18 protein-coding genes are annotated in these 14,867 nt (G+C 52.0%); 6 read left to right on the top strand and 12 right to left on the bottom strand.

Annotation, left to right across the window (positions count from 1 at the left end; all coding sequences use genetic code 11):
* Window positions 1-3: 3 nt before the first annotated feature.
* On the bottom strand, window positions 4-999 hold the full coding sequence (locus NNO03_RS05620) for a peptidase U32 family protein (RefSeq protein WP_137382410.1): 996 nt from the start codon (window positions 997-999) through the stop codon (window positions 4-6).
* A gap of 218 nt (window positions 1,000-1,217) precedes the next feature.
* Here NNO03_RS05620 and NNO03_RS05625 point away from each other — a divergent pair, with 218 nt between their 5' ends.
* Complete coding sequence (locus NNO03_RS05625; RefSeq protein ID WP_271449034.1) at window positions 1,218-1,742, top strand: SCP2 domain-containing protein; 525 nt, start codon at window positions 1,218-1,220, stop codon at window positions 1,740-1,742.
* Window positions 1,736-2,239, top strand: a complete 504-nt coding sequence (locus NNO03_RS05630; protein WP_137382408.1) for a GNAT family N-acetyltransferase — start codon at window positions 1,736-1,738, stop codon at window positions 2,237-2,239. Before NNO03_RS05625 ends, NNO03_RS05630 begins: the two co-directional genes overlap by 7 nt.
* On the opposite strand, the gene NNO03_RS05635 is transcribed toward NNO03_RS05630, so the two are convergent.
* Window positions 2,236-2,541: a GIY-YIG nuclease family protein gene (locus NNO03_RS05635; RefSeq protein WP_271449035.1), complete on the bottom strand. Its 306-nt coding sequence runs from the start codon at window positions 2,539-2,541 to the stop codon at window positions 2,236-2,238. The two genes, NNO03_RS05630 and NNO03_RS05635, sit on opposite strands and share 4 nt — an antisense overlap.
* Before the next feature lie 37 nt (window positions 2,542-2,578).
* Here NNO03_RS05635 and NNO03_RS05640 point away from each other — a divergent pair, with 37 nt between their 5' ends.
* Together NNO03_RS05640 and NNO03_RS05645 are read left to right on the top strand one after the other, a co-directional pair.
* Window positions 2,579-3,007: a YhbP family protein gene (locus tag NNO03_RS05640; RefSeq protein ID WP_271440732.1), complete on the top strand. Its 429-nt coding sequence runs from the start codon at window positions 2,579-2,581 to the stop codon at window positions 3,005-3,007.
* Window positions 3,008-3,044: 37 nt separating this feature from the next.
* Window positions 3,045-3,680 (top strand): NAD(P)H-binding protein, encoded by a 636-nt coding sequence (locus NNO03_RS05645; protein WP_271440731.1) that lies wholly within the window; start codon window positions 3,045-3,047, stop codon window positions 3,678-3,680.
* A gap of 93 nt (window positions 3,681-3,773) precedes the next feature.
* Here the strand turns inward: NNO03_RS05645 and dolP are convergent, their stop codons facing one another.
* From dolP to NNO03_RS05665, 4 genes are all read right to left on the bottom strand, one after another.
* Complete coding sequence (dolP, locus tag NNO03_RS05650) at window positions 3,774-4,349, bottom strand: division/outer membrane stress-associated lipid-binding lipoprotein (RefSeq protein ID WP_048213381.1); 576 nt, start codon at window positions 4,347-4,349, stop codon at window positions 3,774-3,776.
* Window positions 4,350-4,358: 9 nt separating this feature from the next.
* Complete coding sequence (gene diaA, locus NNO03_RS05655; protein WP_003024948.1) at window positions 4,359-4,949, bottom strand: DnaA initiator-associating protein DiaA; 591 nt, start codon at window positions 4,947-4,949, stop codon at window positions 4,359-4,361.
* Between the two features lie 61 nt (window positions 4,950-5,010).
* Entirely contained in the window at window positions 5,011-5,412 is a 402-nt protein-coding gene (locus NNO03_RS05660; protein ID WP_137382404.1) for a YraN family protein, read from the bottom strand.
* Entirely contained in the window at window positions 5,370-7,421 is a 2,052-nt protein-coding gene (locus tag NNO03_RS05665; RefSeq protein ID WP_271449036.1) for a penicillin-binding protein activator, read from the bottom strand. The genes NNO03_RS05660 and NNO03_RS05665 overlap by 43 nt, the downstream gene beginning before the upstream one ends.
* A 62-nt stretch (window positions 7,422-7,483) precedes the next feature.
* Between NNO03_RS05665 and rsmI the strand changes: the two genes are divergently transcribed.
* Together rsmI and NNO03_RS05675 are read left to right on the top strand one after the other, a co-directional pair.
* Entirely contained in the window at window positions 7,484-8,347 is an 864-nt protein-coding gene (gene rsmI, locus NNO03_RS05670) for a 16S rRNA (cytidine(1402)-2'-O)-methyltransferase (RefSeq protein ID WP_202037656.1), read from the top strand.
* Between the two features lie 2 nt (window positions 8,348-8,349).
* Window positions 8,350-9,402, top strand: coding sequence for a Fic family protein (locus NNO03_RS05675; RefSeq protein ID WP_271449037.1), 1,053 nt, complete (start codon window positions 8,350-8,352; stop codon window positions 9,400-9,402).
* Here the strand turns inward: NNO03_RS05675 and NNO03_RS05680 are convergent.
* The 6 genes from NNO03_RS05680 to gatZ all read right to left on the bottom strand — a co-directional run bounded on the left by NNO03_RS05680 (window position 9,399) and on the right by gatZ (window position 14,814).
* Window positions 9,399-10,172, bottom strand: a complete 774-nt coding sequence (locus tag NNO03_RS05680) for a DeoR/GlpR family DNA-binding transcription regulator (protein ID WP_048213375.1) — start codon at window positions 10,170-10,172, stop codon at window positions 9,399-9,401. The genes NNO03_RS05675 and NNO03_RS05680 overlap by 4 nt on opposite strands.
* A gap of 111 nt (window positions 10,173-10,283) precedes the next feature.
* Window positions 10,284-11,327 (bottom strand): galactitol-1-phosphate 5-dehydrogenase, encoded by a 1,044-nt coding sequence (gatD, locus tag NNO03_RS05685; protein ID WP_271440726.1) that lies wholly within the window; start codon window positions 11,325-11,327, stop codon window positions 10,284-10,286.
* 44 nt (window positions 11,328-11,371) lie between these two features.
* Window positions 11,372-12,745 (bottom strand): PTS galactitol transporter subunit IIC, encoded by a 1,374-nt coding sequence (locus tag NNO03_RS05690; RefSeq protein ID WP_271449038.1) that lies wholly within the window; start codon window positions 12,743-12,745, stop codon window positions 11,372-11,374.
* Between the two features lie 4 nt (window positions 12,746-12,749).
* Complete coding sequence (gene gatB / locus NNO03_RS05695; protein ID WP_003828616.1) at window positions 12,750-13,034, bottom strand: PTS galactitol transporter subunit IIB; 285 nt, start codon at window positions 13,032-13,034, stop codon at window positions 12,750-12,752.
* Window positions 13,035-13,063: 29 nt separating this feature from the next.
* The gene (gene gatA, locus NNO03_RS05700) at window positions 13,064-13,528 is read right to left on the bottom strand and encodes a PTS galactitol transporter subunit IIA (protein ID WP_271440724.1); all 465 of its coding nucleotides are present in this window, start codon (window positions 13,526-13,528) and stop codon (window positions 13,064-13,066) included.
* A 14-nt stretch (window positions 13,529-13,542) separates the two neighbouring features.
* Entirely contained in the window at window positions 13,543-14,814 is a 1,272-nt protein-coding gene (gene gatZ / locus NNO03_RS05705; RefSeq protein WP_271440723.1) for a tagatose-bisphosphate aldolase subunit GatZ, read from the bottom strand.
* Window positions 14,815-14,867: the final 53 nt, after the last annotated feature.

The following is a 14,867-nucleotide window of genomic DNA, read 5'->3' on the forward strand; positions in this document are numbered from 1 at the left end:
TTCTCACTGCCATTTACGGTGATACGCACCAAGCGTGGTCTGCGTGCCTTCGGACATGGAGCCCAGTGTTTCCATCCATTCAGGCTGTGGAACGAAGTTCTGCGGGGAGGCTTTGCAGCGGTCGATCGCCTGACGCCATACTTTTGCGACCTGGCTGACATAGGCCGGGCTACGTTGACGGCCCTCTATTTTGACCGACGCAATATTGGCGGCCAGTAAGTCGGGCAGCAGCTCCAGTGTGTTCAGACTGGTTGGCTCTTCCAGTGCATGGTAGCGTTCACCATCGACCAGATAGCGGCCTTTACACAGCGTTGGGTAACCTGCGTTTTCGCCGTCCTGATAGCGGTCGATCAGCACTTCGTTTAACCGTGACTCCAGTCCCTGCGGGGTCTGCTGCCAGCGCACAAAGCGAGCAGGGGAGCAGGCGCCCACGGTGTTTGGCGATTCCCCTGTCAGATAAGAAGATAAGTAACAACGACCTTCCGCCATAATGCACAGACTACCGAAGGCAAATACCTCTAACGGAACTGGGGTGACGCGGGCTAATTGCTTCACCTGATGAATCGACAGCACGCGTGGTAGTACGACCCGCGCAACGTCAAAGTTGCGATGGTAGAAATTAATTGCCTCTTCGTTAGTCGCAGATGCCTGAACGGAGACATGGCGCTCAATATGGGGATAGCGCTCTGCGGCATACTCAAGCATGGCGAGATCGGCGAGGATCAGGGCATCCGCACCCAGTTGTGCCGCCATATCCACGGCACGTTGCCAGCGTACATACCCATCCGGATGGGCAAAAGTGTTAATCGCAATGTGCAGCTTACGGCGATGTTGATGAACGAAACTCACCGCTTCCTGCAATTTTTTCTCGGTAAAATTAAGGCCGGCGAAATGACGGGCGTTGGTATCATCTTTCAGCCCGATGTAGACAGCATCAGCGCCGTTCTCGATGGCCGCCTTAAGCGCCGGGAGATTTCCGGCAGGGCAGAGCAGCTCCATAATTTATCCTGAAAGTTGCGCCTGAGGACGCAAAAATGTTAACGAAGAGGGATTTTAGTTAACCTTGCTGAGACAATTTTTGATTTGAGGCAGTTAAAGTCGTATTGGTGACACCAATAAAGAGGTAACAATTTCGCATCGAATTGTTGATTTATGCCGCTATGTCGTTTATTTGATATGGCAAAATAGCAGGACTATTGAAACAGGGAGTAAAGCTCGTGTTGGATAAACTGCGTTCACGCTTAGTACATTTAGGTCCTTCTCTGATGAGTGTACCGGTTAAACTGACGCCCTTTGCGCTGAAGCGCCAGGTTCTGGAACAGGTCCTGAGCTGGCAGTTTAGTCAGGCGCTGGCCGATGGGGAGCTGGAGTTTCTCAACGGCCGCTGGCTGAGCATTCATGTGCGCGATATTGGTCTCAGATGGTATACCTCAGTAGAGAACGACAAGCTTATCGTCAGTGAGAGCGCAGATGCTGATGTGAGTTTTAGCGCCGATGCCAGCGATCTCCTGATGATCGCGGCGCGTAAGCAGGATCCAGATACGCTTTTCTTCCAGCGTCGCCTGGTGATCGAAGGCGATACAGAATTAGGGCTGTATGTTAAAAATCTGATGGACGCCATCGAACTGGAGCAGATGCCGAAAGCGTTACGTGTCATGCTGCTGCAGTTGGCGGATTTTGTTGAGGCGGGTATGAAAACGTCGCCAGAAACCAAACAGACCTCGGTAGGTGAAGCATGCTGATTCGAGTTGAAATTCCCATTGATGCCCCAGGTATTGATGCGCTGCTGCGTCGTTCATTTGAAAGCGATGCGGAAGCGAAGTTAGTGCACGACCTGCGCGAAGACGGTTTCTTAACGTTGGGTCTGGTTGCTACCGATGATGAAGGTCAGGTAGTGGGCTACGTCGCATTCAGCCCTGTTGATGTGCAGGGTGAAGATCTGCAGTGGGTCGGCATGGCACCGTTAGCGGTAGATGAAAATTACCGTGGGCAAGGCCTGGCGCGTCAGCTGGTTTATGAAGGGCTGGATTCTCTTAACGAGTTTGGCTACGCCGCGGTGGTCACCCTGGGCGATCCGGCATTGTACAGTCGCCTGGGCTTCGAACTGGCGGCCCATCACGACCTGCGTTGCCGCTGGCCGGGTACAGAAAGTGCATTCCAGGTGCATCGCCTGGCGGAAGATGCGCTGGAGGGCGTATCTGGCCTGGTGGAATATCACGACCATTTCAATCGCTTTTAAGTGTCGGGGGTTTGTAGACTGCTCAGCAGAGTCGCAAACCCTTCACCTTCCACAAGGCGCTCTTTCTGGCGTTTTGTAAGCTGCTTGACCCGATACTCTATGCGCAGGGCCAGCGAGCGATCGCCGACTTGCGCCGCAAATGCCAGAGTGAGCTCTCCCTTCCCGCGTAACGCTTTCGCACCTTTTCCGCTCTGATGCTGCTGATAGCGGCGTTGTACATCGGTGGTTATTCCGGTGTACAGGGCATTGTCTGCGGTACGGATCAGATACAGATACCAGGGTGTCATTGTTACCATCGACATGATAATTTTCAGTCCTACAGTATAAAAGAGAACAGAAATGGAAACACTGACTGCGGTGACTCGTTGGTTGGCAAAGCAGCACGTTGTGACCTGGTGTGTACACCATGACGGTGAATTGTGGTGCGCCAATGCGTTTTATCTGTTTGATGCGCAAAAGGTTGCGTTCTATGTGCTCACCGAAGAGAAGACCCGCCATGCACAGATGTCTGGCCCGCGTGCGTGTGTCGCCGGAACGGTAAACGGTCAGCCTAAAACGGTCGCGCTGATTCGCGGCGTTCAGTTTAAAGGGGAAATCCGCCGCCTGGAGGGAGAAGAGAGCGAAGCTGCGCGTAAAGCGTATAACCATCGTTTCCCTGTCGCCAGGATGCTGTCGGCGCCCGTGTGGGAGATTCGGCTGGATGAAATCAAGTTCACTGACAATACGCTGGGCTTTGGCAAGAAGATGCTCTGGCTGCGTGATCTATAGTTAGAAGATCGATTGAGGATGCGGGGATGGAAAAGCAATGAGCCAGGTGTTAATAACAGGTGCCACAGGGCTGGTGGGCGGAAATTTGCTGCGGATGTTGCTGAATGAACCCCGAATCCACGCTATCACCGCACCGACACGACGACCATTGGCAGATACGGTCGGGGTCTATAATCCTCACGATCCACAGTTAAGCGATGCGCTGGCGCAAGTTACTGACCCGGTCGATATTGTTTTTTGCTGCCTGGGTACGACCCGACGTGAAGCGGGTAGCAAAGAGGCGTTTATCCACGCGGATTATACGCTGGTGGTGGACACCGCTCTGACGGGCCGCCGGCTTGGTGCCCAGCATATGCTGGTGGTGAGTTCGATGGGAGCCAATGCACATTCGCCATTTTTTTATAATCGGGTGAAAGGGGAAATGGAGCAGGCGCTGATCGCTCAGAAATGGCCACGGTTAACGATTGTCCGGCCTTCGATGTTGCTGGGGGAACGGGAGAAGCAACGCGCAAATGAAATGTTTTTGGCACCGTTGTTCCGGTTGCTGCCAGGAAACTGGAAATCGATTAAGGCACGTGATGTCGCGCAAGCCATGCTGATGGAGGCGCTGGCACCTGAACATGAAGGGGTTTCGATCCTGACCTCTTCCGAGCTACGCGAAAGGGCGAAATAACATGCCGGATGTTGGCTGAGCTTATCCGACCTACAAACGATTACGTCCTGTAGGCCGGATAAGACGCCTATGCGTCGCTATCCGGCATCTGTATTACTTAATAAAGGTAAAGGCGGTAGTGACGCGTTTCACGCCGCTTACCCGGCTGGCGATATCCGCCGCAGCCTTCGCTTCGCGTTCAGTGACCAGGCCCAGCAGGAATACTTCCCCATTTTCGGTCGTCACTTTCACGTTGGAGGATTTCACCTGATCGCTGGTCAGGAGCTGAGAGCGCACTTTGGTGGTGATCCAGGTATCGTTGGACGCATCGCCCAGGCCGATAGGTTGGCCCTGACGGATCTCATTAAAGACCTCCGTTGTGCCCTCTACACCCATCGCAATTTGTTTTGCTCGTGCAGAAAGTTCGCTATTCGGCGACTGGCCGACCAGCAGGACTTTACCCTGATATGCGCTCACGTTGATGCGTGCTTCTTTCTTTATCTGGGCATCTTTCGACAACGCCGTATTGACGCGTAATTCCAGGGTCCCATCATCTACCTGGGTGCCGACACTGCGAGGATCCGTTGCTGCTTTCGTCCCGACAGCTGCTGTTCCGACAACGGCGGCAGCTACACAGCCTTGCAACAGCAACGCTGAGAGAACGACGGCGAGCGGCGAAAATGCCTTCATGTGTACTCCTTAATCATCCTGGTGAGGGAAAAGCGTGTTATCAATGAGATCGCAAAGGCAATTGACCGTCAGCATATGCATTTCCTGAACGCGGGCGCTGTGGTGTGAAGGGATGCGGATTTCAACGTCCTGTGGCCCCAACAATCCGGCCAGTTCCCCTCCGTCATAACCGGTCAACGCAACGATCGTCATGTCGCGCGTAACGGCTGCTTCAACGGCTTTTACGATATCGCGGCTATTACCACGCGTAGAAATTGCCAACAGAACATCACCTGCATGTCCCAGCGCACGGACTTGTTTTGCATAAACTTCGTCGTGCAGGCGATCGTTGGCAATCGCAGTTAAGACCACATTATCAGTATTTAGTGCAATCGCAGGTAAACTGGGTCGCTCTGTTTCAAAACGGTTGATCATGCTGGCAGCAAAATGCTGTGCGTTGGCAGCGGACGTCCCATTACCACAACAGAGAATTTTGTTGCCATTGAGCAGGGACTGAACCAGCGTCATGGCTGCACGGGAGATCGCATCCGGGAGTGCTTCAGCCGCAGCTATCTGAGTTTGAATGCTTTCTGTAAAGCAGACTTTGATTCTGTCTAACACGCTAATCCTTAAGTACCAGGCACGTCAGGTTATTTTATTTGCCTGATGGGCAGGTTCTGATTCAACTATATGAGCGGTCGTTGAACGCGTTCTTAAACCACTCAACATCATTTCCGGTGAAGGCTAACACATCGAACCGGCAATCCACAGTATCAAAACTCCCATTGTGGCGCGCAAGCCACAAGCGGGCGGTCTGTAATAATTTGTGTTGTTTGCTCCGGGTCACACTCGCCGCCGCGCCGCCAAATTGGGCGGACCGCCGGTAGCGGACCTCGACAAAGACGGTGGTCCTGCCTTCACGCATTATCAGGTCGATTTCGCCGCCACGTTCACGTACGTTGGCGGCGATAAAACGCAGTCCTTTGCTTTCCAGCCAGTGACGCGCAGTCGTTTCCCACGTATCACCGGTCTGTTTGCTCGTTAACTGGCGGGGACGACCTGTCCTTGCTGGTATTTGAGCCATGATAACTTCCTGTTAATCACGCAATCCTGCGTTGCGGTCAACGCGCCGGTGTTGCCGTTAATTTCGAAACCCTGCACCTGACGCATTTGCGAGAAATGATTAGCGAGCGACCAGGCATCAACACCCATTGCATACATGCGCGCAAGCGAGTAGTCATTGCGTACTGCACTCAGCGCTTGCTGCATGAGTGGCTCGTTGCCGCCCGCCAGCATGGGAATTTCGCTGTACTGCAGACCTTCCATCTCCAGACGGAAATCAGGACCAGCGGTACCCTGCGCGCTGCGGGAGCTGGCGTACAGCGTCGCACCGCTCTGGCTGCCGTTACGCATGGCGATCATCGGTTTAATAAACGCAATTTCTTCCGGCGTTGCCAGAATATACACGGCATCAACACGACCGCTGCCGCCAGTGATTTGGGCATCGGTAGGCGCTGCCGGTATCGTCAGACCGCCAATCGTCACGCCAGGTTGCGCAGGCACAGAGGATGCTACCGGGCTACCCGTCAGGGAAATCCCCGACCCGCCGTTGACACCCATTTTAAGCTCAGCGGTCGACCCGAACTTCTGCTGCAGCACTGTACCACCACCCAGTTTTTGCCATTCCTGCGCAAAGGCATTGGCAACACGATCGCCTAACGCGCTACGCGGGATTAACAGCAGTGGTGCTTGCTTGCCTTGTTCATGAATGTGGCGTGCGGCATCGCGCGCTTCATCTTCTGGTGACAGGGCGAAGTAGCAAACATTCGCCAGATTCTTCACCGACTCTGGCTGGTTTAGCGCCAGTACGTTGAGCGGTGTATTGCTTTTCATCAGCTCTTCGACATTGTTCTTCAACAGCGGGCCGACAACGATGCTGGCGCCATCCTGCTGTACCTGAGCCAGGATCTGATTCAGCGGCTGTGATGAGGTGTCGTAGATTTTCAGCTCTGCGGACGGATTCGCCGGCGCGCTGGCCGTCGTTGCCGGTTGTACTGGCGCAGTCTGAGGCACTGCGGCCGCTGGCTGTACTGGCGTATCGTTGGTCAGATCGCTGACAGAAGCCTGAGCGGGACTGGCGACGCCGTCAGTCGTCTGTGGTTGTGCCGTTGTTGCATCAGCACCAGTGTTAGCTGCAGGTGCGGCGGCAACAGGTGCAGAGACCGGTTGAGTACCCATATTTTTTGCCGCTTCAAAGCCCTGCTGAATGGTTCGCCCAAAAACAGCGGCCTGGCCATTCAGAGGCAGTAGCAGTGCGATTTTGCTGGTGGAGGCGGGCTTAAAGCTCTGGACGTTGACGAGCTGCGTAGGCAACAGTTTCGCCCCAGGATTTTGCGGGTAACGTTTTTGCCAGTCGGCAATACCCGCTTTCATCATGTTTGGATCGTTACGGTTATCGAACCAGACGCGCTGGAGATCCAGCCAGCCTTGTAGAACGTTTTCATCAGCGTTGATGACCAGCGTTTGCGCTTGTTCTGGCGTCATTGACGACAGGGCCTGCCAGGTTGCATCAATATTTTTCTGCTTATCGTTGGCGGTCAACAGCGGTTCCTGCGCGATCAGCGCGCGTAGCAGCGTGAGCGACGGGCGTCCCTGGTTGGCGTCAATTTGCGCCTGCCAGTAACGTGCTTGCTGGTTTTGCGAGAAATCGGCTGGTTTTAACTGGCCCAGTAGAGCCTGTGCGCCAGCGATATCTTTCTGCGCAAGTTTGATTTCGACGGCCAGCAGTGACTGTTCAAGACGTTGGGTATCGTTCAGTTGCTGCGGCAACTGGTTGAACAATTCGACCGCCTGCTGGCTCTTGCCTTCTTTCAGCAGTGCACGAATGGCGAGTAATTGCCAGTTGGTCTTGCTATCATCTGAGCTTTGCTGCATTTGCTGCAGATAAAAGCCGGAATCAGCTTGTGCTGTGCCCTGCATATGGGCAGCACTCTGGTCTGGCGCCTGGGTGCCACAGCCTGCGAAAATCAATGCTGCCAGAATGACAGGCAGCGCGCGTGCAGCTTTCAAACGAGAAAATGTTGAGGGTACCATACTGTATCCAGTGATATTTTTTACGCAATGCTCAATATTAAATCGGCAATACGGACGACACAATGAAACAACACGAATCGGCGGATAATTCTCAAGGCCAACTCTTTATTGTACCTACTCCTATCGGAAATTTGGCTGATATTACCCAACGAGCGCTCGAAGTTTTACAAGCCGTTGATTTAATTGCCGCTGAAGATACCCGCCATACAGGATTGTTGTTGCAACACTTCGCGATAAACGCCCGTTTGTTTGCGTTGCATGACCATAATGAGCAGCAAAAAGCCGAAACGCTGGTATTGAAACTGAAAGAAGGGCAAAACATTGCGCTGGTTTCCGATGCCGGAACACCGTTGATTAACGATCCTGGTTATCACCTGGTGCGCACCTGTCGCGAAGCGGGGATCCGCGTGGTACCTCTGCCAGGCCCTTGTGCGGCGATTGCCGCGTTGAGTGCTGCAGGTTTGCCATCAGATCGTTTTTGCTATGAGGGTTTCCTGCCAGCCAAATCTAAAGGGCGTCGTGATGCGATGAAAGCCATCGAAGCAGAACCACGTACGCTTATTTTTTATGAATCCACTCACCGCTTGCTGGACAGCCTGGAAGATATGGTAGCGGTCTGGGGCGAATCTCGTTATGTCGTGCTGGCGCGTGAACTGACCAAAACCTGGGAAACCATTCATGGTGCGCCAGTGGGTGAGTTGCTGGCGTGGGTCAAAGAAGACGAAAATCGCCGTAAAGGTGAAATGGTGTTGATTGTCGAAGGGCATAAAGCACAAGAAGACGACCTTCCGGCTGATGCGCTGCGTACGCTGGCCTTATTACAGGCAGAATTGCCGCTGAAAAAGGCTGCTGCGCTGGCCGCAGAAATCCACGGCGTGAAAAAGAATGCGCTGTATAAGTATGCGCTGGACCAGCAGGGAGAGTAAAAGTGGGTGGATATCAGCCTCCATTCGTTGTCACTCCATTGATACTCAATCAGGTGATTGAAATCGGTGAGCTTATGGGGCATTGGGCGGCGATGGCGGGTAGAACATCCCCTCTTTTACGCAAAGAGAATCGCATTCGTACAATCCAGGCTTCTTTGGCTATTGAACATAATTCGCTGACGACAGAGCAGGTCACCGCTCTGATGGAAGGTAAGCGAATTCTGGCGCCAGCTAAAGATATACAGGAAGTCAGAAATGCCATTCTGGCCTATGAAAAAATGTCGGAGTGGAAAAGTGAACGGTTATCCGATCTCCTTCAGGCCCATCAGGTCCTGATGTTAGGGCTGGTCGATAATCCTGGCCAATTGCGTTCTGGGAATGTCGGTGTCTACAGGGAAAAACAACTTATCCATATGGCCCCTCCTGCCTCACAAGTTCCGCGCTTGGTTAATGACTTGCTGGGTTGGTTAAAAACGACAGAACACCACCCGCTTATTGCTGGGGCTGTTTTCCACTATGAATTTGAATTTATTCATCCTTTTTATGATGGTAATGGGCGAATGGGGCGGTTGTGGCAAACATTAATTCTGCGGGAGTGGCGCGCCGAATTGGCCTGGCTGCCGGTAGAAACGCTGATCCATTACCAGCAGGATCGGTATTATCAGGTATTAGGGCAATGCGATCGGCAAAGTAGTTGTACGCCATTCATAGAATTTATTTTGGGAAATATCATCTCTGCTTTGAAAGAGGGATTAGGGCAAGCACCGACGATGTCGGAAGAAATGTCGGAAGAAATGTCGGAAGAAATGTCGGAAGAAATGTCGGAAGAAATGTCGGAAGAAATGTCGGAAGAAATGTCGCCTGATTTACTGGATATAGAAAAACGTATTCTGCAAATCTTGTCGAATCAGCCGGGCAGATCTGCCAAAAGTATCGCTGATGAGTGTGAAATCTCATCCCGTACCGTAGAGCGCTATCTGAAAGCGTTGCAGCAAAAAGGAAAGTTGCAACGCGTTGGCGCGAAGAAAGGCGGGATGTGGCGGGTAAAAAACTAAACGATCAGTAACTCAACGCCTGTTTTAGCGAGCGCTGATTTGTCCTGCTTGCTGATGCTATCGTCGGTTATCACGCAATTAATCTTCTCCATCGGCAGTACCTGATTAAAGCCACGGCGATTGAACTTTGTCGCGTCCAGCACAGCGATGACCTTATGTGCGGCAGCTGCCATGACGCTGCTAATGGAGTAGCCTTCGTTAAATGTCGTAATACCATTTGTGGCATCAATCCCATCGGCACCAACGAACATCAGGTCAGCACTGATCCCTTGTAGAGAACGCTCTGCTATGGTGCCATGCATCGAATGGGTTTTATGGCGTACTGTTCCACCGCAGACGACCAGCGTAATGTCTTTGTTTTCCGACAACGTGAATGCGGCGGGTAGGCTATTGGTAATAACGGTGATATTACTTTTTCGGTTTAACGCCTCCGCGATAAGCAAGGTGGTGCTTCCACTATCCAGAATGACGGTCATACCTTCTTCGACCATTGCGGTCGCGGCTTGGGCGATCCTTTTTTTCGGATCGCTGGCAAGTTGATACCGCTCTTCCAATATCACTTCCTGATTGTCGCCTTCAGCCAGGTGGCTTCCCGGTTTTGCCGCTCCGCCGTGAAAACGGGTGACAAGACCTTTCTCCTCTAATAACCGCAGGTCAGCGCGAATGGTCACTTCAGAAATACCAAAGGTATTCGAAAGGTCCATTACCAGTACGCTGCCTTGCGTATTAATCAGGTCGACAATTTTGTTCCTTCTCTCAAATGAGTTCATATTGATTTACCTGATAATTTAACTATCACTAGTTTAATCGAAGGATTGCGAAAGGTGAACGCTAAATTTCGAAAGGAAATGTGAGCCAGCGCAGGTTGCTGGCTCGTGAGGTCAGGCAAATTTGAGCAGAATTTTTCCCTGCATCGGTGCGCCATTGAGTGATGTTACCGCTTTGGCAAAACTGTCCGCGTCGCCGCTATGGGCAATTAACGGCTCCAGTTGCAAACGTTTTTCGGTCAGCAAGCGTGCAGCGGTTTCCCACTCCTCTCCTGGCCATGGGCTGGAGTAGTTCATCCAACTGCCGAGAATCGTTAATTCCTTACGCAGTATTTGGCCAAATACACTGGAAGTCAGCGTCAGGTCCTGGTGCAATGTACCCACTAACGCCACCTGTGCGCGAGGGCCTGCAATTTCTACAGACAGGGCTACGGTTTGTGGTGTTCCTGCTGTCTCCAGTACCAACTGATCGAACTGCATATCTGCCAGTGCGGAATAGATTTCCGCCGCACTCATCTCCCGGCTATTAAATACGTGAGTGGCTCCCAACTCTTTCGCTAACGTCAATTTTTGTGGGTTGATATCAATTGCCGTGACACTTTTTGCACCGAGTTCGCGGGCACATTGCATCGCCAGCAAACCGATAGTCCCTGCGCCAACGATAATCACGTTTTTACCTTCGCAGCCCTGAGCCAGGTGGAAGGCATGCAAACCGACGGTAATGGGTTCGATGAATGCCCCGTCATCAATCGGCATATCTGATGGCAGTCGGAACAGATTGGCGCGTTTTACGACCACATATTCCGCATTGCCCCCTTCGCTACGCGAACCGACAAACTGATATTGCTTACATAACGAAAAGTAACCACGTTCACACTGAGGGCAGTGGAAGCAGGGGAGTAGCGGCACACAGGCAACGGCGTCGCCAGGTTGCATATCAGTCACACCGGTGCCGTAGGATTCAACATAACCGCTAAATTCATGACCCAGCGTTATTGGGTAGTAATGCGCACCATGAGAAAAAATACGCGGGATATCAGAACCGCAAAGCCCTGAACTAACCACCCTGACCAATACATCGTTATCGGCTTGCAGTTGGGGCATGGGACGTTCTTCAACGCGTACGTCTCCCTCAGCGTGAATAACCACTGATTTCATAAGAGTCTCCAGAAATGTGAAGGGGAGCAAATGCTCCCCAGAAGTTAAGATGTGGGCTGGCTTTCTGAGATAGCGGCTGCTTTTTCGGTGGCGACGAAACGACGTGCCCGGCGCCAGGTCAATAGCACACCGGCGAAGTAAATGACGGCAATCACGGCAAACGCCACGACGTTTTGCCAGGTAAAGAGCTGAATCAGTAACCAGGTGATCGGCGAACCCCCCTGGTCCAGAGAGGCGACCATTCCACCTGCTTTCAGTGCCCCGGCGTTGGCGGCAAGCTGGGTGTGTAAGCCGATAGTCTGGGTGGCGATCCACAAGGTGATGCCCATGATGATGACACCAGAGATCAGCGTGCGGAACAGGTTCCCCTGATGAACGGCTACCGCCATTGCTACGAAGAACCCAATAGTAGCAAGATCACCGAAGGGCAGAACCTGATTACCTGGAACCAGGACGGCAATCAGAATGGTCAGCGGAATAAAGATCAGGCTGGCGGAAACCACCGATGTATGGCCGAGCAGCAATGCGGGATCAAGACCAATTAAGAACTCCTGACCGCCAAATTTCGCCTGCAGACGTTTACGGGCATGCTTTGCAATAGGTGTTAAGCCATCCATAATCGGTTTAATGACGCGTGGCATGAGCAGCATAACGGCAGCCGTTTTTACCGCCAGTTGCAATACTGCTTTGATGTCATACCCGGCTAACAAGCCGATCACTAAGCCCATAACAAAACCGACGGTGACTGGCTCACCAAAAGGACCGAAGCGTTTCTGTACATCATCAGCACTGAAATGAATGCGATTCAGGCCTGGGATTTTTTCAATGATCGTATCAACCAATACCGCTATTGGCCCCAGATAGGCTGATGAGCCGTGTGGGATGGCAATACCTTCGAGACCGAAAAAGTCGCGCGTGTCTTTCGCAAACCAGTCGCCAAGTTTGTAGACAAATGCGGCGTGAACGACAACGCCCAGGATGCCCAACCAGTATGAGCCCGTCGCCAGATGTAACATTGCGCCAGTGAACGTCATATGCCAGATGTTCCAGATATCGACATTGACGACCCGGGTCATTCGGGTGACCAGCATCAGGATATTGACCCCAATGGCGACAGGGATAGCAATCAAGGCGATCTGTGATGCCCATGTCATCGGTGATGAACCCGGCCAGCCAACATCAATGACATGCAGATTGATTTGAAACTGCTCCGCCATTGCTTTTGCGGCAGGCCCGATAGAATCCAGCATCAGGCCAATAACCAGGCCGATACCGACGAAGCCAATCCCAATATGCAGACCAGATTTAAAACAATCCCCGAGCTTCATCCCCAATAGTTTTGAGAAGATGATGATCACGAGCGGCAGCATGACCGTCGGACCTAAGTCCAGGATATAACGCATTATTTCGCTAAACATGGCGTCACCCCACGAGGATAGTCAGTATTTTTTGCTGCAATGCTTCGATACCCACGCCTGAAACAAAAGGCATGCCGTGGACCACAGGTATATCACCAAAAGTACGGTCAACACGGGCGGTAGTACAGATAAGATCTGCACCATCCATATAGGTTTCGATTTCCGTTACACGGCACTGAACCAGGTCGAGTTGGATATTGTTGGCTTCACACAGTTCTTTAATTTCTTCTGCTGCCATTGTTGAAGTTGCTACAGCACCGCCACACGCCACAATTACTTTACGTTTCATAGGGTATTCCTTTTATTATCAGTTTGTTATCAAGCCTGCGCGCAAGACTCAGGCTCAAGGATTTTTTCCCGAAAGATCATTGCCAGTTCAGCCTCTGGCGCATTCAATAATGCTTCAATGGTGTTCGGGTTTTGCAGCTCACTGAACAGGCGACGTAACAGCTTTAGCTGAGCCGTCGGGTTCTCAACGATTAAGGCAATAATTAAAGAGACCGCTATCTCTTCATCATCATCTGCCTGCTGAAAGTTGACAGGCGTCTCTGGGCGAATCAGATAGATAGCTGGCGATTTTGCATGAATGGCTTCACAGTGCGGGATCGCAACGGCGTGACGTTCCAGCGCTATCCCGGTTGGGAATGTGGCTTCACGTTCAATTAAGGCCTGCGGGTAGCTTTCATGCACGACCCCTTTGGCCAGCATCTCCTCCCCAATGTGTACCAGCGCATGCTGACACGAGCTAAAGTTTATTCCGGTTCGGACAAAGAGTTGGCTCATATATTCTCCAGATTTCAGGCGATGACTGGTGCGCAGCCAAAGCGATAGGCACGCAGAACGTCCTGGATTTTGTCGATAATCAGATTATGGGGTGTAGCCGTGAGCGTACCTTCTGATAGGCGCTCAAACTGCACGGGCATAAACTGGCTAATTAGCCCCAGCGGTAATGCCACACCGTTCAGGTTGGCAATTAACTTTTCCACGCTTTGACGAATGCGCGGATGAGGCCAGTAGTAGCGAATACGGTCAGACAAGCTGAAGTGAATATCGACCATCGCCTGGCTCCAGGTTGGGCGATAGTATTTTTTCCAGTAATCCGGCTCATTCAGCATGACTTCATCAATCACCTCCAGCACCCGGCTACGTTGTTCCGGAGAGATCAGCTCATTTTCCATTTGCGCCAGCGCAAAAATAGCTTCGCGAAGGGCGAAAGTCAGTGCGGGACCTACTTTCAGAATCGCATAGTGGTCACGTACCAGGTCACGATAGGCTTGACGGGTTTGATAATCGGTGGAGTGCGCCTCATAGACCATCGGCGTCTCTTTGATCCAAGCAGAAAGCGCTTCTGCGGCTTGTGGTTGATAGTGAATGATCTGTGTGTGATCAAACTCCACGCCTGGCTGGACGACAATGGCGATCACACGGGTTAATGCGTCTTCAAGCCCTAATGCGCGAAAAGCGACCTGGTGTGTTTCCAGGGTACGGGCAGCATCTTCTTCGCGGGTAACATGTACGGTACCAATAGTACTGGCTTCTCCGCCAGGTACAGGAACTTCTGTCCCTATAACGTAAGTTAGTTGGCGTTTCTGTTCTTCAGTGGCTGTTGCTTCTGCGGCCTGGCACAGTACAGCGGCGCGCTCGGCGACAATCATCGGATCCAACGGTGTGGGATCGTCAGCACAGGACATAGAGGCATCAAGATGGATTTTACTGAATCCAGCGGCGACATAAGCTTTAATTAAATCTACGGATTTCGCCATCGCCTCTGCTGCCGGTTCATTTTGCCAGCAGTTAGGACCGAGGTGATCGCCCCCGAGAATCAGTCTTTCACGAGGGAAACCGACTTGTTCTGCAATGTTATACACAAAGTCACGGAAATCGGCAGGCTTCATCCCGGTATAGCCGCCAAACTGATTGACCTGATTTGATGTCGCTTCGATCAGCACTTTACTGTCTGTATTGAGATCAAAACGTAATGCGGATTCAATCACCAGCGGATGGGCTGAACAAACAGAACAAATTCCCAAATGTTCACCCGCTTTATGACGAGAGATTATTTCTTTCACTTCTATCTCCGATATCTTTTGTTTATCTTCATAATATTTTTGGATTGAAGGCA

The organism is Citrobacter sp. Igbk 16, from assembly GCF_028069755.1.
In the GTDB taxonomy this organism is placed as follows: Bacteria; Pseudomonadota; Gammaproteobacteria; order Enterobacterales; family Enterobacteriaceae; genus Citrobacter.